Below are 19,269 nucleotides of genomic sequence, written 5' to 3' on the forward strand. Positions count from 1 at the left end.
GTTTGTCGCGCGAGAATTCCTGTGCGAGCGCAAGTCTCGCGTGCCAGGGCAATTCTCACGCCGTCAGCTCTCCTGATACCCGATCAGCCAGCGGATGCCGTAGCGGTCGGTGACCTGGCCGTCGAAGTCGCCCCACGGACGCTTCTGCAGCGGGTCTGTGATGTTGCCGCCGTCGGCGAGCGCGGTGAACCACTGCTTGAGGGTCTCGGAGTCGGCGGTGCCGAGCAGTGAGAACGTCGCGCCGACGATGTGCACGGCATCCTCGTCGCCGGCGGCATCCGAGGCGAACAGGTCGACCAGACCACTCAACTGGCCGTGCGCGATCGCGTCGCCTGGCCCGTCGGTGCGGCCGAACTGCTCGTAGCTGAGCAGCTGCAGTTCACCGCCGAAGACGTCGCGGTAGAAGGTCAGCGCCTCTGCGGCGTTGCCGGGGAAGAACAGGTACGGGACGAGTCCGCTCATCCCGCGAGTGTAGCCGCGCTACAGCTCGATGCCGACGAGCACGGGCTCGGGCTGCAGCAGCAGGCCGAACTCGGAGTGCACACGCGCCTGGATGTACCGGGCGAGCTCCGCGAGCTCCCCCGCCGTCGCCCTGCCGCGGTTGGTGAGGGCGAGCGCGTGCTTCGTCGAGATCCCGGCGCGCGAGCGCGGCAGCCGGAATCCCTTGGAGATCCCCGCGTTCTCGATGAGCCAGGCGGCGCTGACCTTGACCTCCGGACGCACGACCGGGGTGGGCGGAATGTAGCCGTCGAACGACTCCAGCGGTATCACCGTGGCCGCGTCGAGGTCCGGCTGCACTGGCCAACGCGGGCACTCCGGCGGCAACTGCGCGGCCACGACCTCGGGCACGATCAGATTCTGGAAGAAGGAGCCGGCGCTGCTTGTGTCGGGATCCTCCGGGTCGAGCAGCATCCCCTTCGCTGCACGCGTCGCGAGAATCTGATCGCGCACGTCGCTGAGCGGGAGCATCCCGTCGCCCGTGATTCCGAGCGCACGGCGCAGCTGCTCCCCGCTGATCTCCCGGCCAGCCTCGTCGACCTCTGCGAGATCGAGCGTCACCGACAGGATGACGGCGCGACGGATCGGTGCGCCGCCGTAGTGGTGCTTGAGGACCGACGTGCGGAACCCGAGCCCCAACTCGGATGCCGGGACCACCTGGACCTCGCCGGTGGACTCGTCGATCAGCTCGACCTCGACGAGAGTCTCCTGGATCTCCTGACCGTACGCGCCGACGTTCTGCACGGGCGCCGCACCGACGGTCCCGGGGATACCGCTCATCGCCTCGATGCCGGCGAGCCTCTGCTCGACCGTGTAGGCGACGAGCTCGTCCCAGTTGTGCCCGGCCTGCACGCGAAGGCGCGCCCGACCGGCGTGCGGGGACGGCAGCCGCTCGATGCCGGTGGTGAGGATGCGGATCACGGTGCCGTCGAACGGCTCATCGCCGACGAACAGGTTCGATCCGCCGCCGAGCACGAACCACTCGTCGTTGCGCGACCACACCTCTCGGAGGGCGTCGACGAGCACCTCGCTCGTCGCGGCATCCAGCATCCGCTCCGGGGCGGCGCCGGTGCGCAGGGTCGTCAGCTCTGCGAGCGGGATCGGGGTGATCTCCGCCATCAGAGCGCGACGCGCAGCTGCGCTTTGACGAGCACGGTCGTGTCGGCGTGCTTCACGGTGAGGTCGATGCGGGCGGAGGTCTCGTCGACCGCGCCGACCTTCGCGAGCACCGAGACGTCTGCGCCGTTCTCGGGGTCGACGACGACGGGGCGCGTGAAGCGCACACCGTACTCAGTGACGTTCACCGAGTCTCCGAGCGCTGCGACCACGGCCGATGAGGCCAGGCCCATGGTCAGCATCCCGTGGGCGAGGACGCCGGGCAGGCCGACGGACGCTGCGATGTCATCGCGGTAGTGGATGGGGTTGAAGTCCCCCGATGCCCCGGCGTAGCGGACGAGGGATTCGCGGGTGAGGTGGACGGTGCGCTCGGCGATCACGTCTCCGACGGTGTAGCTCATTCGGCTGCCTCCTCTTCGGAGCCGACCAGCAGCACGCTGGTGGCGGTGACGACGTGGTCGCCTGCCGCGTCCGTGATCTCAGCTTCGCTCGTGATCATGGCGTTGCCCGCCATCATGCGGATTCCGATGACCTTCAGCTGCCCGGTGAGCTCGTCGCCGGCGACGATCGGCTTCGAGTACGTGAACTTCTGCTCGGCGTGGATGGTGCGGGCCAGGACGATCCCGGAGTCGGGCTCGGACAACAGCTGCTGGAGCGTGAGGTCCTGGATGACCATGGCGAACGTGGGCGGTGCGACGACATCCGCGTGGCCGAGCGCTCGAGCGGCCTCGACATCGGTGTGCAGCGGAGCGTCGGCGAACACGGCACGCGCGAACTCGCGCACCTTCTCGCGGCCGACGAGGTACGGCGGTGTCGGCGGGAACTCGCGGCCGACCAGTTCGGAATTCACAGGCACCAGACGAGTCTACCGACGGATGCCGGGGCGGTCGGTGTGAGCGGCCGTGGAAAGCTCGGGCCCGGCGTCGGTCTCTCAGCGCCCGCGGGCGCGCAGTGCCTTGATCGTCATCTGCACGGCGATGAAGGCGAGGTACGCGGCGAAGAGCATGTTCCCGACGAACGGGTCGATGAGCGTGGCCAGCCACGCGCCCAGTGCCGTCATCGTGCAGGCGGACAGGCCGATGATGAGCGCCGCCAGCAGGTCGACGTTGCGGTGGCGGAGGTTGCCGATCGTGCCGGACAGCGCGGTCGGGATCATCATGAGCAGCGACGTGCCCTTCGCCTCGAGGTCGCTGGTGCCGAACGCGAGCATCAGCACTGGCACGACGATGACGCCGCCGCCGACGCCGATGAGGCCGGCCAGGATGCCGGTGCCGACGCCGACGACAGCGAGTGCCGCGCCGTTGATCCAACCGAGTTCGAACACCGCGTCGCGCGAGGGGATGACGAGGAAGAGGCTGATGATGACGACCACGAGGAAGCCGACGAAGCCCCAGCGCAGCGCGCTCTGCGAGATGCGCGGCAACAGCCTGGTGCCGATCTGCGCGCCGACGACGGCGCCGGCCGCGAGGATGATCGCGGGGATCCACGCCACGGAGCCATGAACGGCGTAGGAGATCACGCCGACGCTCGCGGTCGGCACGATGGCGGCGAGAGATGTTCCTGCGGCGAGGCGCTGGTCGAACTGCAGCATCAGCACGAGCAGCGGGACGATGACCGTGCCGCCGCCGACGCCGAAAAGCCCGGACAGGAGCCCGGCGAGCAGGCCGATGAAGACGAATGTCAGGTATGCGCGAGGGCCGCGGATCCTCGCATCCTGAAGTTCACTCACTCGCGAAAGCCTACCGCCCGCGGCATCCGCTCCTAGCCTCGGAACGGTACGCGGGCGCGGTCTGTCCGAATACGAGAGAAGGCCCGCCCGTCCCGGAATGGGACGAGCGGGCCTTCGCAGAGTGTCTTACTCGGACTTCTCGTCAGCAGGCGCCTCGACGGCGTCCTCGGCGGCAGCCTCAGCAGCTGCGCCTTCCTCCTGCGACTCGGCGCCCGCGTCAGCGGCAGCCTCGACCGGGGTCTCCTCGGCGGGAGCGTCCTCAGCCGGCTTCTCCTCGGCCTTGTCAGCCTTCTCGGCCTTCGGAGCAGCCTTCGGGGCCGACTTCTTCGCCTTCGGCGTGACGGGCTCGAGGACGAGCTCGATCACGGCCATGGGCGCGTTGTCGCCCTTGCGGTTGCCGACCTTCGTGATGCGGGTGTAGCCACCCTCACGATCAGCGACGAGCGGCGCGATCTCGGCGAACAGGATGTGCACGACTTCCTTGTTGCCGAGGATCGAGAGCACCCGACGACGCGCGTGCAGGTCGCCGCGCTTGGCGAAGGTGATCAGGCGCTCAGCGAGCGGACGAAGGCGCTTGGCCTTGGTCTCGGTCGTCTTGATCGACTTGTGGGTGAAGAGAGCCGATGCGAGGTTGGCAAGCAGCAGGCGCTCGTGTGCGGGGCCGCCTCCGAGGCGGGGACCCTTGGTGGGCTTAGGCATATTGGTCTAACTCCTGGTCAGAATTTCGGGGAGGTCAGAAGGACTCGTCTTCGCCTGCGCCGTAGAAGTGGGCGCCGTCGAAACCGGGCACCGAATCCTTGAGCGACAGACCGAGCGAGATGAGCTTGTCGCGCACCTCGTCGACCGACTTCTGGCCGAAGTTGCGGATATTCATGAGCTGCGTCTCCGACAGCGCCACGAGCTCGGACACCGTGTTGATGCCCTCGCGCTTGAGGCAGTTGTAGGAGCGGACCGACAGGTCGAGGTCCTCGATCGGCATCGACAGCTCGCTGGAGAGCACGGGCTCGACAGGTGCCGGGCCGATCTCGATGCCCTCTGCCTCGACGTTCAGCTCGCGAGCGAGGCCGAACAGCTCGGTCAGGGTCTTCGCGGCCGATGCGACGGCGTCACGCGGGAGCATCGAGTTCTTCGTCTCGACATCCAGGATGAGCTTGTCGAAGTCGGTGCGCTCACCGGCACGAGTCGCCTCGACGCGGTAGCTGACCTTGAGGACCGGCGAGTAGATCGAGTCGACGGGGATCTGCCCGGCCTCGGCGTACTCGTTGCGGTTCTGGGTCGCCGACACGTAGCCGCGGCCACGCTCGATGGTGAGCTCGAGCTCGAACTTCGCGGTGTCGTTGAGGGTCGCGATGACGAGGTCGGAGTTGTGCACCTCGACGCCGGCCGGAGCCGAGATGTCAGCCGCGGTCACTTCGCCGGCACCGGTCTTGCGCAGGTACGCCGTGATGGGCTCGTCGCGCTCGGACGACACGACCAGCTGCTTGATGTTGAGGATGATCTCGGTGACATCCTCCTTCACGCCGGGGATCGTGCTGAACTCGTGCAGGACGCCGTCGATGCGGATGCTGGTGACAGCAGCGCCGGGGATCGACGAGAGCAGGCTGCGACGCAGCGCGTTGCCGATGGTGTACCCGAAGCCGGGCTCGAGCGGCTCGACGATGAACCGGCTCCGGTTCTCGGCGATCTTTTCCTCGGTAAGTGTGGGACGCTGTGCAATGAGCACTCTGTGTTCCTTTCGATCACATGCCCGCTATATGACATGTGGTGGGTGAGGTCTTGAGTTGTGGAAGTCAATGCCCTGAACGGGCGGAGCGAGGGATGCCGGAGCATCCCTCGCAACACCGGATCAGACGCGGCGACGCTTCGGCGGGCGGCAGCCGTTGTGCGCCTGCGGCGTGACGTCCTGGATCGAACCCACCTCGAGGCCGGCGGCCGTGAGCGAGCGGATCGCGGTCTCGCGGCCCGAGCCCGGACCCTTCACGAAGACGTCGACCTTCTTGACGCCGTGCTCCTGAGCCTGGCGGGCGGCCGACTCAGCAGCCATACCAGCGGCGTACGGGGTCGACTTGCGCGAGCCCTTGAAGCCCACGCCACCGGACGATGCCCAGCTGATGACAGCGCCGGACGGGTCGGTGATCGAAACGATGGTGTTGTTGAACGTCGACTTGATGTGGGCCTGGCCCAGCGCGATGTTCTTCTTCTCCTTGCGGCGCGGCTTGCGCGCGGCGGCCTTAGGTGCAGCCATGAAAGTTTTCTCCTATTCCCTGGCCGCTGCTTAGCGGGCCTTCTTCTTGCCGGCGACGGTGCGCTTCGGGCCCTTGCGGGTGCGGGCGTTGGTCTTGGTGCGCTGACCGCGGACCGGAAGGCCGCGACGGTGGCGGATGCCCTCGTAGGAGCCGATCTCGACCTTGCGGCGGATGTCTGCGGCGACCTCGCGGCGCAGGTCACCCTCCACCTTGTAGGTGCCTTCGATGTGATCGCGCAGTGCGATGAGCTGGTCGTCGGTGAGGTCCTTGACGCGGATCGACTCGTCGATTCCGGTGGCCTCGAGGATCTCGACCGAGCGGGTACGGCCGACGCCGTAGATGTAGGTAAGGGCGATCACCACGCGCTTGTCGCGCGGGATGTCAACGCCGGCAAGACGTGCCATGCGGTTTCTCCTGGGATGAGTAGAGGTGTGGAGCAGAATGTGGACCCGGGCCTCTGTCCCGAGGTGTCGGCCGCTCGCGCGGCTTCTTGATCCTGCCTGTGTGTATTGAGTTGTATGTCAGATCTGGCTGATCAGCCCTGGCGCTGCTTGTGGCGCGGGTTGCTCTTGCAGATCACCATGACGCGGCCGTGGCGGCGGATCACCTTGCAGTGATCGCAGATGGGCTTGACGCTGGGGTTGACCTTCATTGTGTTTCCTGTTTCGCTGTCTTCACCGGGCAGGCGGGAACGCCTGGGGTGTTACTTCTCGACCGATCAGCGGTAGCGGTAGACGATGCGCCCGCGGGTGAGGTCGTAGGGGCTGAGCTCCACGACCACGCGGTCCTCGGGGATGATGCGGATGTAGTTCTGCCGCATCTTTCCGGAGATCGTTGCCAGGACCTTGTGTCCGTTGCTGAGCTCAACGCGGAACATCGCGTTGGGCAGAGCCTCGGAGATCACGCCCTCGATCTCGATGACACCGTCTTTCTTAGCCATAGCCTCGCTGACGCTTCTGCAGATCGGTCGATCTGCGGTGGATGGATGATTGTGATGCCGCACTGGACGGACACGCCGAAACCGGGCGCAAGGCACCAACGGTCTATCTTATCCGCTCACGAGCGCTGCGGCAACTCGGCGGACGAGCGCGGGCCGCTCCCGAAGGAACGGCCCGCGCTGACAGTGTGTGCGATCAGCCGAGGATCTCGGCGAAGCGGGTGCCGATCTCGGAGTTGTCGATGCGCTCTCCGTCGATCTCGACGGTCGGGGTGCCCTGGATCTCGTGCTGGTCGGTCTGCGAGCCGACGAAGCGCTTGTAGGTGCCGTCGGTGATGCAGTCCGCCGCGCCGCCGGCACCGGCCTGCTCGGCGAGGGCGATGAGCTCGTCGTCGCTCAGGCCGGGGGTGTTCTCGGCGGGCTGGTTCTCGAACAGCGAGTTGAAGAAGTCGAGGGTGGAGTCGGGAGCCTCTGCTGCGACACAGTAGACGGCGCTGCCCGCACGCGTGGAGTACTCGGTGTTCTGCGACAGGCGGTCGAGGATCGAGACGGGGTGCACGTTCAGCGTGATCTCGTCTGCCGCTGCGGCATCCTGCAGTGCGGCGCCGTAGGTGTCTTCGAAGTCGCCGCAGATGGGGCACATGAAGTCGACGAACGTGTCGACCTGGGTGTCGCCCTCGCCGAAGCTGATCGCGCCGGTCTCCTCGTTCACGATCGCGCTCTGCGGAGCCGCGCCCGGCGCGCCCGCCTGGTTATTGAGGAAGACGACGAGACCGCCGAGGGCCACGAGGACCACGACGACGGCGATCGAGATTCCGATCGCGAACCAGTTGGTGTTGCTCTTGGCAGCAGCGGCCATGCTCTTCCGATCTCTCAGGGCCCGCGCTGTGAGCGGGTCCGGGCAAAGGGGTACCCCAATCTTCCCGCGTAATCCTATGCCCCGCTTGTGAGCCCTATCCCCCGCGAGAATTGCCTTGCCCGTCGAGACTGCTGCTGCCAGCATCCGTTTCGGCGCGCAAGGCAATTCTCGATCCCTGAGGACGACGCAGCTCTCGCGGGTTGCGCCGCAGTGTCGCCAGGAACGCGGAGTGTGGATGCTCCACCCGCCGCACGCCCGCTTGCACGAGTGCCCGGCACAACGGATCCACCTTCCACGTGTCAGTCGCCGTCCACCGCGCCATCGGGTGGCCGTGTCGCCGGAGCCTGTCCTCCCTGACCTTCTCGCGACGCAGATGCTCCTCGGCGGCATCCGGGTCCGACAAGTCGTACTTCCCCCACCCGTCGGACTCCCCTACCGCCTCGCACGATTCGAAGAAGAAGTCGGTCCGGTCGACCGCACCCTCGTAGCGGAAATCACGCTGTAGTACCGGCGCTTCGAAGCCCGACCACAGGATGACCGCCCTGCTCACGCTCTCCCCCGGTGACTCTGACCGGACGTCCGCGTGTTCCCACACCCACTCCCGTAGACGCACGCCCCGCCGGTTCTGCTGGAACGAGCCACGCGCCCGCAGGTCATCGATGCTGAACGCTCCGCCCTGCACCGGCGAGATCACGGCGTCCGCTGCCGCCAGCGCCTTCGCCGGGGACAGTACGCGCGCGAGATCCGACACAGTGTCGGGGACGGACGTCGCCAGAGCAGAGCCGACGCGAACGATCTCGCGAGCATCAGCGCTGGTGTGGAAGCAGACATCTCCGTTGCGAGTCGTGGTCGCGCCTCCGGGATGCAAGACGTGGATGTCCTTCGCCTCGCCGAACAATGGGATGCCGTGAAGCACCGCTGCGGACTCCAAGCAGAGGATGGAACCCGGGTTCGTCAGCAGAAACGCGTGCACGCGAACCTCGTAGCGCTTCCAAGCCGGTAGCCGGTCGAACGCCGCCCGGTCGACATAGATCCCCTTCCTCAGGCGCTTCCAATCGGGCGCGCGCGGGTCGACGCCCAGCATCCTGAGTTCGTCGTAACGATGGAGCGCCAGTGGAGACGACAGATCGCGCGGTCGGAAAGGAGCAGCGGCATCCGCCCAGCTTGCGCGTTGGAGGGTCCGAATCGCCGTTGCCCACAGGCCGGGCGCGACCCGCCCGACTGTGCAGGAAGAGTCGGCGCACGTGAGAATTGCTCTGCGCGTCGAGAATCACGCTGGCAGCAGCCGTCTCGTGCGGCAAAGCAATTCTCGCGGCCGGGGGCGGGGCGGGGGCTAGGCGGGGCGGACGGGCTCGACGCCGAAGGCGGCGAGACCGGCGGCACCGCCGTCGGGCGCGGTCAGCACCCAGATGCCATCGGCGTGGACGGCGACAGAGTGCTCCCAGTGGCTCCCGTCACTGCCGTCGACGGTCGAGACGGTCCAGTCGTCGTCCTCGACCACGGTCTGCTCGGAGCCGGCGGTCACCATCGGCTCGATCGCGAGCACGAGGCCCGGCTTGACCTCGGCGCCCGGATCGGGCGTCCGGTAGTTGAAGACGCTGGGCGCCTCGTGCATCTTGCGTCCGATGCCGTGCCCGACGTACTCGCGCAGGATCCCCCAGTCCCCGCCGGCGGCCGGCGGGTTCGCCTCGAGATAGTCCTGGATGGCCGCACCGATGTCGCCGAGGTGACGAGCGGATGCCATCGCCGCGATCCCCGCCCACATCGAGCCCTCGGTCGCCGCCGACAACTCCGAACGAGCGGCGATCAGCTCAGGGCGGGAGGGGTCCGGCACGATGAACGTCCGCGCGCTGTCGCCGTTCCAGCCGTGGTACTGCGCACCGCTGTCGACCGAGACGATGTCGCCCGGTTCCAGCACACGCGAGCCGGGGATGCCGTGCACGACCTGCTCGTTCACCGAGATGCAGGTGGTGTGGTGGTACCCGCGCACCAGCTTGAAGTTGGACTCAGCGCCGCGGGCGAGCACGGCGGCGGATGCCGCCTCGTCGACGGAAGCGGTCGTCACCCCCGCCCGGATCGCCGCACCCGCGGCATCCAGCGACGCCGCCGTGATGAGCCCCGGTTCGATCATCGCCCGCAACTGGGCGGGGGTCTTGTAGATCGAGCGGCGGAACACGTGTCAGGCCGCGAGCGTCAGGCCGCGCGCGCTCAGCGCCGACATGATGCGCTCGGTGATCTCGTCGAGCGACCCCACACCGTCGATGCTGTCGACGATGCCGCGCTCACCGTAGACGGCGAGGATCGGTGCGGTCTCGTTCTCGTAGATGTCCAGGCGGTGCGCGATGGCCTCTTCGGTGTCGTCCGAACGGCCCTGCTCGTCGGCACGCAGCTTCAGTCGTGCGATGCTCTCCTCGCGCGGGACGTCCAGCAGGATGACGGCATCCAGAGCCTCGCCGCGTGCGGTGAGGAACTCGTCGAGGTGCCCGACCTGCGCCGCATTGCGGGGGTAGCCGTCCAGCAGGAAGCCGTTCGCAGCGTCGTCCTGCGACAGCCGATCGCGCACGATCTCACCCGTCAGCTCATCCGGGACGAGGTCACCGCGATCGAGGATCGCCGTGACCTGCTGTCCGAGCTCGGTTCCGCCCTTGATGTTGGCGCGGAACATGTCACCCGTCGAGACGACGGGGATGCCGAAGGCCGAAGCGATGCGCACGCCCTGCGTGCCCTTGCCCGAGCCCTGCGGGCCGACGATGAGAAGTCGTGCGGAAGCTGTCAACGGAGAAGCCCTTCGTAGTGGCGTTGCTGGAGCTGTGCATCGATCTGCTTGACCGTCTCAAGACCGACACCCACGATGATGAGGATCGACGCGCCGCCGAACGGGAAGTTCTGGTTGGCGCCGACCGTCGCGAGTGCGATCAGCGGGATGAGCGCGATCAGGCCCAGGTAGATCGAACCGGGGAACGTGATGCGGGTGAGCACGAAGTCGAGGTACTCGGCCGTCGGACGCCCCGCGCGGATGCCGGGGATGAACCCGCCGTACTTCTTCATGTTGTCGGCGACCTCGACCGGGTTGAACGTGATCGCGACGTAGAAGTAGGTGAAGCCGATGATCAGCAGGAAGTACGCCGCCATGTAGAGCGGGTGGTCGCCCGTGGTGAAGTACTGCGAGACCCAGACCACCCAGCCGGCCGGCTCGGAGCCGTCCTGGGGTGTGTTGAACTGCGCGATGAGCATCGGGATGTACAGCAGCGAGGACGCGAAGATGATCGGGATCACGCCCGCCATGTTCACCTTGATCGGGATGTACGTGTTGGTGCCGCCGTAGGTTCGACGGCCCACCATGCGCTTGGCGTACTGCACCGGCACGCGCCTCTGCGACTGCTCGACGAACACCACGAGGCCAGTGACGACGACACCCACCAGGAGCACGAGCAGGAAGACTTCGAATCCGTTGGTCTCGAAGATCGTCCACATGGCCGACGGGAAGGTGGCGGCGATCGACGTGAAGATCAGCAGCGACATGCCGTTGCCGATGCCGCGTTCGGTGACGAGCTCGGCGAACCACATGATGAGGCCAGTGCCGGCGGTCATCGCGATGATGATGAGCAGCTGCGCCCACCACACGTCGTTCGTCAGCAGCTGCTGGCAGGCGGCGATGTCGGTGGTGCCGAACAGCTGGCCGCTGCGCGCCACGGTCACGAGGGTCGTCGACTGCAGCAGTGCAAGCGCGATCGTGAGGTAGCGGGTGTACTGGGTCAGCTTGGCCTGTCCGGCCTGGCCTTCCTTGTGCAGCGCCTCGAAGTGCGGGATGACGACTCGGAGCAGCTGAGTGATGATCGTCGCCGTGATGTAGGGCATGACGCCCAGCGCGAAGATCGACAGCTGGAGCAGCGCGCCGCCGGAGAACAGGTTGACCAGGCTGAGCAGTCCTTCGGTGCCTGCGTTCAGACGCAGGCACTCCTCGACGTTCGGGAAGTGCACGAACGGAGCCGGAACGTGCGAACCGAGCCGGTAGATGGCGATGATCGCCAGCGTGAAACCGATCTTCCGACGCAGGTCGGGAGTGCGGAAGATCCGCGCGATAGCGCTAAACAAGGGCGTTCCTCCAGAAAAGGGGTAGCCGGTCCGCAGCGGGCGGCCGAAAGACCAGCGTAACGCAGAGAGGGGCCGGAGAATCTCCGACCCCTCTCTGACGTGGTTACTTGACGGAACCGCCCGCGGCCACGATCTTCTGCTCGGCAGAACCCGAGACCTTGTCGACCGAGACGGTGAGCTTCACGTCGATGTCGCCGTTACCGAGAACCTTGACCTTCTCGTTCTTGCGAACGGCGCCCTTGGCGACCAGATCGCTGACGGTGACATCGCCGCCCTTCGGGTACAGCTCCGCGAGCTTCTCCAGGTTCACGACCTGGTACTCGACGCGGAACGGGTTCTTGAACCCGCGCAGCTTCGGAGTGCGCATGTGCAGAGGCATCTGCCCACCCTCGAAGCCGACCCGAACGGTGTTGCGGGCCTTGGTGCCCTTGGTTCCGCGACCGGCGGTCTTGCCCTTCGAGCCCTCACCGCGACCGACACGGGTCTTCGCGGTGTTGGCGCCGGGGACGGGACGCAGGTGGTGGACCTTGAGGACTCCGGGGCGGGATGCCGGAGCATCCGCCTTCGGGGCAGCCTTCTTCGCAGCGGGCTTCTTGGCCGTGGCCTCAGCCTTCGCGTCGGCAGCCTTCGCAGGAGCCTTCTTCTCAGCCGGCTTCTTGGCAGCGGGCTTCTTCTCGGCAGCAGCCTTGGGAGCGGCAGCCTTCTTCGGGGCCTTCTCAGCCTCGACGGCGTCGTTCTTCTCAGCCATTAGTCGATCTCCTCAACCTTGACGAGGTGTGCGACGGTCTTGACGTAGCCGCGCGTCTGCGCGTCGTCGGGGCGAACGGTGGTGTCACCGATGCGCTTCAGACCGAGGCTGCGCAGCGTGTCACGCTGGTTCTGCTTCTCGCTCACCTTGGACTTGATCTGGGTCACCTTCAGACGGGCGGCCATCAGGCACCTACCTTTGCAGCAGCCGCAGCAGCGGCCTTGGCCTCGTTGCGGATGATGATCCCCGGAACGACGGCGTCGTAGTCGAGACCACGGCGGGCCGCGACAGCGCGAGGCTCCTCGAGGCTCTTGAGCGCCTCGACGGTCGCGTGCACGATGTTGATCGTGTTCGACGAGCCGAGCGACTTCGACAGCACATCGTGGACACCGGCGCACTCGAGCACGGCGCGGACCGGACCACCGGCGATGACACCGGTACCGGCGGCAGCCGGACGCAGCAGCACGACGCCGGCGGCGGCCTCACCCTGCACGGGGTGCGGGATGGTGGTGCCGACGCGGGGCACGCGGAAGAAGTTCCGCTTGGCCTCTTCGACGCCCTTGGAGATGGCCAGGGGCACCTCGCGGGCCTTGCCGTATCCGACGCCGACCAGACCGTTGCCGTCACCGACGACCACGAGAGCGGTGAAGCTGAAGCGACGACCACCCTTCACGACCTTCGAGACGCGGTTGATGGTGACGACGCGCTCCAGGAACTGGTTGTCGCCACGGTCGCGCGAGTTGCGGTCGCGTCCACCCTGGCCACGGTCACGGCCGCCGCGGCGGCCTTCGCGCTGCTCGCGAGCGGGCTCGGCTGCCTCAGTGGCAGCGGCCGTCTCCGGAGCGGCAGCAGCCGTTTCGGTCACTTCGTTCTCCTTGTTGTCACTCACAGTGCCAGCCCCCCTTCGCGGGCGCCATCGGCGATGGCCGCGACGCGACCGGCGTAGCGGTTACCACCGCGGTCGAAGACGACCTCGGTGACACCGGCGGCCTTCGCACGCTCGGCGACCAGCTCGCCGACCTTGCGGGCCTTGGCGGTCTTGTCACCATCGAACGAACGCAGCTCGGTCTCGAGCGTGGACGCCGAGGCGACGGTGCGGCCCTTGCTGTCGTCGACCAGCTGGACGAAGACGTGGCGAGCCGAACGGTTGACGACGAGACGCGGACGCACCTCGGTGCCGACGATCTTCTTGCGAAGGCGGCTGTGACGACGCGCGCGGGCGTCAGACTTTGACTTGAGAGCCATGGTTACTTACCACTCTTTCCGGCCTTGCGACGCACGTTCTCGCCGGCGTAGCGCACGCCCTTGCCCTTGTACGGCTCGGGCTTGCGGATCTTGCGGATGTTGGCAGCTGCCTCACCGACAGCCTGCTTGTCGATGCCACTCACGGTGAGCTTGTTGTTGCCCTCGACCGTCAGGGTGATGCCGGCAGGCGGGTCGATCAGAACCGGGTGCGAGAAGCCGAGCGCGAACTCGACCGAGCTGCCCTTCTGCTGCACGCGGTAACCGGTTCCGACGACCTCGAGGCCCTTGGTGTAGCCCTGGGTGACGCCGATGATGTTGTTGTTGATGAGCGTGCGGGTCAGGCCGTGAAGCGACCGCGACTCGCGCTCTTCGTCGGGACGGGAGACAACAACCTGGTTGTCCTCGACCGCGACCTCGATGGGCTTGGCCACGTTCAGGGTGAGCTCACCCTTGGGGCCCTTCACCGCGACCTCACGGCCGTCGACCGAAACGGTCACGCCCGAGGGGATCTCGATGGGAAGTCGTCCAATACGCGACATTTCGAATTACCACACGTAGGCGAGAACTTCTCCGCCCACGCCCTTCTGCTCAGCCTGACGGTCGGTGAGAAGACCGGAGGAGGTGGACAGGATGGCGACGCCGAGGCCACCGAGGACCTTGGGAAGCTCCGTGGACTTCGCGTACACGCGAAGGCCCGGCTTCGACACGCGCTTGATGCCCGCGATCGAACGCTCCCGGTTGGGGCCGTACTTCAGCGTGAGGGTGAGGTTCTGGCCGACGCGTGCGTCGGTGACCTCGAAGCCGGAGATGTAACCCTCCTGCTGGAGGATCTCGGCGATGTGGGTCTTGAGCTTGCTCGACGGCAGGGACACGGATTCGTGGTGTGCCGAGTTCGCGTTGCGCAGACGGGTCAGCAAGTCTGCGACCGGGTCTGTCATTGTCATTTTTGTCTTCTTTCGATCATGAGGTTTCGACGCCCGTTACACGGACGCCGACCTTCGTGAACACACGATCTTCAATTGTAAGCGCACGCGGAACCCCCGCCCGACGGGCGGGGGTTCGAAGCGTTACGCCTTGGCGTCCTCCGACTGGAACGGGAAGCCGAGGTGGCGGAGCAGAGCCCGGCCCTCGTCATCCGTCTTCGCCGTGGTGACGACAGTGATGTCGAATCCGCGAACGCGGTCGATCTTGTCCTGATCGATCTCGTGGAACACGCTCTGCTCCTGGAGACCGAAGGTGTAGTTGCCGTGGCCGTCGAACTGCTTGGCCGACAGTCCGCGGAAGTCGCGGATGCGGGGCAGGGCGAGCGAGACCAGACGGTCGACGAACTCCCACGCACGGTCGCCACGGAGGGTGACGTGCGCGCCGATGGCCTGGCCCTCACGCAGCTTGAACTGCGCGATGGACTTGCGGGCCTTGGTGACGATCGGCTTCTGGCCAGTGATCTTGGTGAGGTCGTCGACCGCACCATCGATCACCTTGCTGTCGCGAGCCGCCTCACCGACACCGGTGTTGACGACGACCTTGACGAGGCCGGGAATCTGCATCACGTTCTCGTAGCCGAACTCGTCCCGCAGCTTCTGCTGGATCTCGGCCTTGTACTTCTGCTTCAGGCGCGGCTGGATCTTGCCAGCCGGCGCGGCAGTGTCGGTGCTCATCAGAGGTCCTTACCTGACTTCTTCGCGTAACGCACGCGGACGGTGCGCTTGACGCCGTCCTTGGTCTGCTCCTCGACCCGGCGGCCGACGCGAGTCGGCTTCTTGGTCTCGGGGTCGACGAGTGCGACGTTCGAGATGTGGATGGGAGCCTCGAGGGTCTCGATGCCGCCCGTCTTGGTGCCACGCTGCGTCTGGCCGACGCGGGTGTGCTTGGTGATGTAGTTCACGCCCTCGACGATGACGCGGTTCTGCTCGGAAAGGACCTCGAGGACCTTGCCCTGCTTGCCGCGGTCGCCGCCACGCTCGGGCTTGGCGCCCGAGATGACCTGAACCAGGTCACCCTTTTTGATGTTCGCCATGATCAGATAACCTCCGGGGCGAGCGAGACGATCTTCATGAACTTCTTGTCACGAAGCTCACGACCGACCGGTCCGAAGATACGGGTGCCGCGGGGCTCCCCGTCGTTCTTCAGGATGACGGCGGCGTTCTCGTCGAACTTGATGTACGAGCCGTCCGGACGACGGACGGACTTCTTCGTGCGGACGATGACCGCCTTGACGACGTCGCCCTTCTTGACGTTGCCGCCCGGGATCGCGTCCTTGACGGTGGCGACGATGGTGTCACCCAGACCTGCGTAACGACGGCGGGAACCACCGAGAACGCGGATCGTGAGCAGCTCCTTCGCGCCGGTGTTGTCGGCGACCTTGAGGCGGGATTCCTGCTGAATCACTATTACTCCTTGAAGTAAGCCGAAGGCTTACTTGGCCTTCTCGACGATCTCGACCAGACGCCAGCGCTTGGTGGCGCTGAGCGGGCGAGTCTCACTGATGACGACGAGGTCGCCGATGCCGGCCGAGTTGGTCTCGTCGTGCACCTTGCGCTTCTCCGTGCGGCGGATGACCTTGCCGTACAGGGGGTGCTTCACGCGGTCCTCGACCTCGACGACGATGGTCTTGTCCATCTTGTCGCTGACGACGTATCCACGCTGCGTCTTGCGGTAACCGCGAGCGTTCTCGTCACGCACATCGTGCGAGACGGGAGCTTCCGCTTCCTTCTTGGTGGCCATTACTCAGCCTTCCCTTCGGCGTCAGCCGAGGCATCCTCGGTCTTCTTCGCCTTCGACTTGGACGCCTTCTTGGCCGGTGCTTCGACCGGAGCGGGCGTGGCACGGATGCCCAGCTCGCGCTCGCGGATCACCGTGTAGAGGCGCGCGATGTCGCGCTTGACGGCGCGGATGCGGCCGTGGCTCTCCAGCTGGCCGGTGGCCGACTGGAAGCGGAGGTTGAACAGCTCCTCCTTGGCCTTGCGCAGCTCCTCAACGAGGCGCTGGTCTTCGAACGTGTCGAGCTCTGCCGGGGCGAGCTCCTTGGTGCCGATCGCCATTACGCGTCGCCCTCCTCGCGCTTGATGATGCGTGCCTTGAGAGGCAGCTTGTGAATGGCTCGGGTCAGTGCTTCGCGAGCGAGTTCCTCGCTCACACCGGCGACCTCGAAGAGGACGCGACCCGGCTTGACGTTTGCGACCCACCACTCGGGCGAACCCTTACCGGAACCCATGCGGGTCTCAGCAGGCTTCTTCGTGAGCGGACGGTCGGGGTAGATGTTGATCCACACCTTTCCACCGCGCTTGATGTGACGCGTCATCGCGATACGAGCTGCCTCGATCTGACGGTTGGTCACGTAAGCGGGGGTGAGGGCCTGGATGCCGTACTCGCCGAAGGAGACCTTCGTGCCGCCGGTAGCCTGACCCGAGCGACCCGGGTGGTGCTGCTTGCGGAACTTGACCTTACGGGGGATGAGCATTATGCCGACGCTCCTTCTGCAACAGGTGCCTCGTTGCGCGGGCCACGACGACGGTCGCCACCGCGGTCATCGCGACCACGGGACTTCGGCGCGTTGGCCTGCTCACGAGCGAGTTCCTTGGCGGTGAGATCGCCCTTGTAGATCCAGACCTTCACGCCGATGCGGCCGAAGGTGGTCCGCGCCTCGTAGAAGCCGTAGTCGATGTTCGCGCGCAGCGTGTGCAGCGGCACACGACCCTCGCGGTAGAACTCCGAACGGCTCATCTCCGCGCCGCCGAGGCGGCCGGAGACCTGGATGCGGATGCCCTTGGCGCCGGCGCGCTGAGCGCCCTGCAGACCCTTGCGCATCGCGCGGCGGAACGCCACACGAGCAGAGAGCTGCTCGGCGATGCCCTGCGCGACGAGCTGAGCGTCGGCCTCGGGGTTCTTGACCTCGAGGATGTTCAGCTGGATCTGCTTGCCGGTGAGCTTCTCGAGGTCGCCGCGGATGCGCTCGGCCTCGGCGCCACGACGACCGATCACGATGCCCGGACGGGCGGTGTGGATGTCGACGCGGACGCGGTCACGGGTGCGCTCGATCTCGATGTTCGAGACACCGGCGCGGTCGAGCTGCTTCTTCAGCAGGTTGCGGATCTTGACGTCCTCGGCCACGTAGTCGGCGTAACGCTGGCCCGGCTTCGTCGAGTCCGAGAACCAACGGGACACGTGGTCCGTGGTGATTCCGAGGCGGAAGCCGTACGGGTTTACTTTCTGGCCCATTACTTGCTCGCCTTCTTCTTGCTGTCGCCCTCGGCCGCAGCAGCGACCTCCGGCGTCGAGAGCACGACCGTGATGTGGCTCGTGCGCTTCTTGATCTGGAAAGCGCGACCCTGAGCACGGGGGCGGAAACGCTTGAGCGTCGTGCCCTCGTCTACGTAGGCGTTCGCCACGTACAGGTCCTGCTCGTCGAGGTACTCGCCGTCACGATCCGCCTTCACCTGCGCGTTGGCCATGGCCGACGCGACAAGCTTGTAGATCGGCTCACTGGCGCTCTGCGGGGCGAACTTGAGGATCGCCAGAGCTTCCTGGGCCTGCTTGCCCTTGATGAGCGCGACGACACGACGAGCCTTCTGAGGGGTCACGCGGATGTGTCGCACGCGTGCGATGGACTCCACCATTTCTCTCTCCTCTATCGTCCCCGCGTCAGCGGCGACGGCCCTTCTTGTCGTCCTTCTCGTGGCCGCGGAAGGTGCGGGTGGGCGCGAACTCGCCCAGCTTGTGGCCGACCATGGTCTCGGTGACAAACACAGGGATGTGTTTGCGACCGTCGTGGACCGCGATCGTGTGACCCAGCATGGCCGGGATGATCATGGACCGACGTGACCAGGTCTTGATGACGTTCTTGGTACCGGCTTCGTTCTGCACGACGACCTTGCGAAGCAGGTGCTCGTCGACGAAGGGGCCCTTCTTGAGACTCCGTGGCATCTTCTTCTACTCCTACTTGCGCTTCTTGCCGGCGGTGCGACGGCGCACGATGTACTTGTCGCTTTCCTTGTTGGCGTGACGGGTACGACCCTCAGCCTGGCCCCAGGGGGTGACGGGGTGACGACCACCGGACGTCTTGCCCTCACCACCACCGTGCGGGTGGTCAACCGGGTTCATGGCGACACCGCGGACGGTCGGGCGGATGCCCTTCCAGCGGTTACGGCCGGCCTTGCCCCAGTTGATGTTCGACTGCTCGGCGTTGCCGACCTCGCCGATCGTGGCGCGGCAGCGTGCGTCGACGTTGCGGATCTCACCCGACGGCAGGCGAAGCTGCGCGTAGGGACCGTCCTTGGCGACGAGGCGGACGGATGCTCCGGCGGAGCGAGCCAGCTTGGCACCACCACCGGGACGGAGCTCGATCGCGTGGATCACCGTACCGGTCGGGATGTTCTTCAGCGGCAGGTTGTTGCCGGGCTTGATGTCAGCCGATGCGCCGTTCTCGACGACGTCGCCCTGCTTCAGCTTGTTCGGCGCGAGGATGTAACGCTTCTCGCCGTCGAAGTAGTGCAGCAGCGCGATGCGTGCGGTGCGGTTGGGGTCGTACTCGATGTGAGCGACCTTGGCGTTGACGCCGTCCTTGTCATTGCGACGGAAGTCGATGACGCGGTACTGGCGCTTGTGGCCACCACCGATGTGACGGGTCGTGATGCGGCCCTGGTTGTTGCGACCACCGGTCTTCGAGAGCGGGCGCAGCAGCGACTTCTCCGGCGTCGATCGAGTGATCTCGGCGAAGTCAGCCACCGACGAGCCACGGCGACCCGGGGTCGTGGGCTTGTACTTGCGAATAGCCATGATTGTCCTTTATCCCCCGGG

The 19,269-nt window shown here is 66.2% G+C and carries 32 protein-coding genes; all 32 read right to left on the bottom strand.

The annotated features are described in order from the left end of the window. Positions 1–63: 63 nt before the first annotated feature. Entirely contained in the window at positions 64–462 is a 399-nt protein-coding gene (locus MAE01_RS02295; RefSeq protein ID WP_147037950.1) for a VOC family protein, read from the bottom strand. 18 nt (positions 463–480) lie between these two features. Beyond that, positions 481–1,617 (bottom strand): UDP-N-acetylmuramate dehydrogenase, encoded by a 1,137-nt coding sequence (locus MAE01_RS02300; RefSeq protein WP_147037951.1) that lies wholly within the window; start codon positions 1,615–1,617, stop codon positions 481–483. Then, positions 1,617–2,015, bottom strand: a complete 399-nt coding sequence (locus MAE01_RS02305; protein ID WP_147037952.1) for a MaoC/PaaZ C-terminal domain-containing protein — start codon at positions 2,013–2,015, stop codon at positions 1,617–1,619. Before MAE01_RS02305 ends, MAE01_RS02300 begins: the two co-directional genes overlap by 1 nt. Next, positions 2,012–2,470, bottom strand: a complete 459-nt coding sequence (locus MAE01_RS02310; protein ID WP_147037953.1) for an FAS1-like dehydratase domain-containing protein — start codon at positions 2,468–2,470, stop codon at positions 2,012–2,014. Before MAE01_RS02310 ends, MAE01_RS02305 begins: the two co-directional genes overlap by 4 nt. 75 nt (positions 2,471–2,545) lie before the next feature. Further along, the gene (locus tag MAE01_RS02315) at positions 2,546–3,343 is read right to left on the bottom strand and encodes a sulfite exporter TauE/SafE family protein (protein WP_147037954.1); all 798 of its coding nucleotides are present in this window, start codon (positions 3,341–3,343) and stop codon (positions 2,546–2,548) included. Between the two features lie 126 nt (positions 3,344–3,469). Continuing rightward, entirely contained in the window at positions 3,470–4,042 is a 573-nt protein-coding gene (gene rplQ, locus MAE01_RS02320; RefSeq protein ID WP_147037955.1) for a 50S ribosomal protein L17, read from the bottom strand. Between the two features lie 34 nt (positions 4,043–4,076). Continuing rightward, positions 4,077–5,066 carry a DNA-directed RNA polymerase subunit alpha gene (locus tag MAE01_RS02325; RefSeq protein ID WP_147037956.1) on the bottom strand — a complete coding sequence of 330 codons (990 nt, stop codon included), beginning with the start codon at positions 5,064–5,066 and terminating at the stop codon, positions 4,077–4,079. A gap of 123 nt (positions 5,067–5,189) precedes the next feature. Further along, a complete protein-coding gene (gene rpsK / locus MAE01_RS02330) occupies positions 5,190–5,588 on the bottom strand; it encodes a 30S ribosomal protein S11 (protein WP_033106075.1) in 399 nt (132 codons plus the stop codon). Positions 5,589–5,618: 30 nt separating this feature from the next. Continuing rightward, positions 5,619–5,993, bottom strand: a complete 375-nt coding sequence (gene rpsM, locus MAE01_RS02335; protein ID WP_147037957.1) for a 30S ribosomal protein S13 — start codon at positions 5,991–5,993, stop codon at positions 5,619–5,621. A 131-nt stretch (positions 5,994–6,124) separates the two neighbouring features. Further along, positions 6,125–6,241 carry a 50S ribosomal protein L36 gene (gene rpmJ / locus MAE01_RS02340; RefSeq protein ID WP_005050492.1) on the bottom strand — a complete coding sequence of 39 codons (117 nt, stop codon included), beginning with the start codon at positions 6,239–6,241 and terminating at the stop codon, positions 6,125–6,127. Positions 6,242–6,307: 66 nt separating this feature from the next. Beyond that, positions 6,308–6,529, bottom strand: a complete 222-nt coding sequence (gene infA, locus MAE01_RS02345; RefSeq protein ID WP_017201569.1) for a translation initiation factor IF-1 — start codon at positions 6,527–6,529, stop codon at positions 6,308–6,310. Between the two features lie 193 nt (positions 6,530–6,722). Continuing rightward, positions 6,723–7,385, bottom strand: coding sequence for a DsbA family protein (locus MAE01_RS02350; RefSeq protein WP_147037958.1), 663 nt, complete (start codon positions 7,383–7,385; stop codon positions 6,723–6,725). Positions 7,386–7,479: 94 nt separating this feature from the next. Next, positions 7,480–8,469 carry a hypothetical protein gene (locus tag MAE01_RS02355; RefSeq protein ID WP_147037959.1) on the bottom strand — a complete coding sequence of 330 codons (990 nt, stop codon included), beginning with the start codon at positions 8,467–8,469 and terminating at the stop codon, positions 7,480–7,482. A gap of 249 nt (positions 8,470–8,718) precedes the next feature. Beyond that, on the bottom strand, positions 8,719–9,561 hold the full coding sequence (gene map / locus MAE01_RS02360) for a type I methionyl aminopeptidase (protein WP_147037960.1): 843 nt from the start codon (positions 9,559–9,561) through the stop codon (positions 8,719–8,721). Between the two features lie 3 nt (positions 9,562–9,564). Continuing rightward, entirely contained in the window at positions 9,565–10,161 is a 597-nt protein-coding gene (locus MAE01_RS02365; RefSeq protein WP_147037961.1) for an adenylate kinase, read from the bottom strand. Further along, a complete protein-coding gene (gene secY / locus MAE01_RS02370) occupies positions 10,158–11,480 on the bottom strand; it encodes a preprotein translocase subunit SecY (RefSeq protein WP_147037962.1) in 1,323 nt (440 codons plus the stop codon). Before secY ends, MAE01_RS02365 begins: the two co-directional genes overlap by 4 nt. 103 nt (positions 11,481–11,583) lie before the next feature. Next, positions 11,584–12,228 carry a 50S ribosomal protein L15 gene (gene rplO, locus MAE01_RS02375; protein WP_147037963.1) on the bottom strand — a complete coding sequence of 215 codons (645 nt, stop codon included), beginning with the start codon at positions 12,226–12,228 and terminating at the stop codon, positions 11,584–11,586. Continuing rightward, on the bottom strand, positions 12,228–12,413 hold the full coding sequence (rpmD, locus tag MAE01_RS02380; protein ID WP_017201575.1) for a 50S ribosomal protein L30: 186 nt from the start codon (positions 12,411–12,413) through the stop codon (positions 12,228–12,230). The genes rplO and rpmD overlap by 1 nt, the downstream gene beginning before the upstream one ends. Then, complete coding sequence (gene rpsE, locus MAE01_RS02385; RefSeq protein ID WP_147037964.1) at positions 12,413–13,117, bottom strand: 30S ribosomal protein S5; 705 nt, start codon at positions 13,115–13,117, stop codon at positions 12,413–12,415. Before rpsE ends, rpmD begins: the two co-directional genes overlap by 1 nt. Beyond that, positions 13,114–13,473 carry a 50S ribosomal protein L18 gene (gene rplR / locus MAE01_RS02390; protein ID WP_147037965.1) on the bottom strand — a complete coding sequence of 120 codons (360 nt, stop codon included), beginning with the start codon at positions 13,471–13,473 and terminating at the stop codon, positions 13,114–13,116. Before rplR ends, rpsE begins: the two co-directional genes overlap by 4 nt. Before the next feature lie 2 nt (positions 13,474–13,475). After that, a complete protein-coding gene (gene rplF / locus MAE01_RS02395) occupies positions 13,476–14,012 on the bottom strand; it encodes a 50S ribosomal protein L6 (RefSeq protein WP_147037966.1) in 537 nt (178 codons plus the stop codon). A 6-nt stretch (positions 14,013–14,018) separates the two neighbouring features. Further along, the gene (gene rpsH, locus MAE01_RS02400; RefSeq protein ID WP_147037967.1) at positions 14,019–14,417 is read right to left on the bottom strand and encodes a 30S ribosomal protein S8; all 399 of its coding nucleotides are present in this window, start codon (positions 14,415–14,417) and stop codon (positions 14,019–14,021) included. Positions 14,418–14,540: 123 nt separating this feature from the next. Beyond that, positions 14,541–15,131 (bottom strand): 50S ribosomal protein L5, encoded by a 591-nt coding sequence (gene rplE, locus MAE01_RS02405; protein ID WP_147037968.1) that lies wholly within the window; start codon positions 15,129–15,131, stop codon positions 14,541–14,543. After that, on the bottom strand, positions 15,131–15,490 hold the full coding sequence (gene rplX / locus MAE01_RS02410; RefSeq protein ID WP_147037969.1) for a 50S ribosomal protein L24: 360 nt from the start codon (positions 15,488–15,490) through the stop codon (positions 15,131–15,133). Before rplX ends, rplE begins: the two co-directional genes overlap by 1 nt. A 2-nt stretch (positions 15,491–15,492) precedes the next feature. Further along, on the bottom strand, positions 15,493–15,861 hold the full coding sequence (gene rplN, locus MAE01_RS02415) for a 50S ribosomal protein L14 (RefSeq protein ID WP_147037970.1): 369 nt from the start codon (positions 15,859–15,861) through the stop codon (positions 15,493–15,495). A 27-nt stretch (positions 15,862–15,888) separates the two neighbouring features. Further along, positions 15,889–16,197, bottom strand: coding sequence for a 30S ribosomal protein S17 (gene rpsQ, locus MAE01_RS02420; RefSeq protein ID WP_036324786.1), 309 nt, complete (start codon positions 16,195–16,197; stop codon positions 15,889–15,891). Next, a complete protein-coding gene (gene rpmC / locus MAE01_RS16130) occupies positions 16,197–16,514 on the bottom strand; it encodes a 50S ribosomal protein L29 (RefSeq protein WP_147037971.1) in 318 nt (105 codons plus the stop codon). The genes rpsQ and rpmC overlap by 1 nt, the downstream gene beginning before the upstream one ends. Continuing rightward, positions 16,514–16,933 carry a 50S ribosomal protein L16 gene (gene rplP / locus MAE01_RS02430; protein ID WP_144792547.1) on the bottom strand — a complete coding sequence of 140 codons (420 nt, stop codon included), beginning with the start codon at positions 16,931–16,933 and terminating at the stop codon, positions 16,514–16,516. Before rplP ends, rpmC begins: the two co-directional genes overlap by 1 nt. Then, the gene (gene rpsC / locus MAE01_RS02435; RefSeq protein WP_147037972.1) at positions 16,933–17,691 is read right to left on the bottom strand and encodes a 30S ribosomal protein S3; all 759 of its coding nucleotides are present in this window, start codon (positions 17,689–17,691) and stop codon (positions 16,933–16,935) included. Before rpsC ends, rplP begins: the two co-directional genes overlap by 1 nt. Then, positions 17,691–18,089 (bottom strand): 50S ribosomal protein L22, encoded by a 399-nt coding sequence (rplV, locus tag MAE01_RS02440; RefSeq protein ID WP_147037973.1) that lies wholly within the window; start codon positions 18,087–18,089, stop codon positions 17,691–17,693. Before rplV ends, rpsC begins: the two co-directional genes overlap by 1 nt. A 25-nt stretch (positions 18,090–18,114) precedes the next feature. Further along, positions 18,115–18,396, bottom strand: coding sequence for a 30S ribosomal protein S19 (gene rpsS, locus MAE01_RS02445; RefSeq protein WP_120229702.1), 282 nt, complete (start codon positions 18,394–18,396; stop codon positions 18,115–18,117). Positions 18,397–18,408: 12 nt separating this feature from the next. Next, positions 18,409–19,248 (bottom strand): 50S ribosomal protein L2, encoded by an 840-nt coding sequence (gene rplB / locus MAE01_RS02450; RefSeq protein ID WP_147037974.1) that lies wholly within the window; start codon positions 19,246–19,248, stop codon positions 18,409–18,411. Positions 19,249–19,269: the final 21 nt, after the last annotated feature.

It is taken from the genome of Microbacterium aerolatum (genome assembly GCF_007988825.1).
GTDB lineage: Bacteria > Actinomycetota > Actinomycetes > Actinomycetales > Microbacteriaceae > Microbacterium > Microbacterium aerolatum.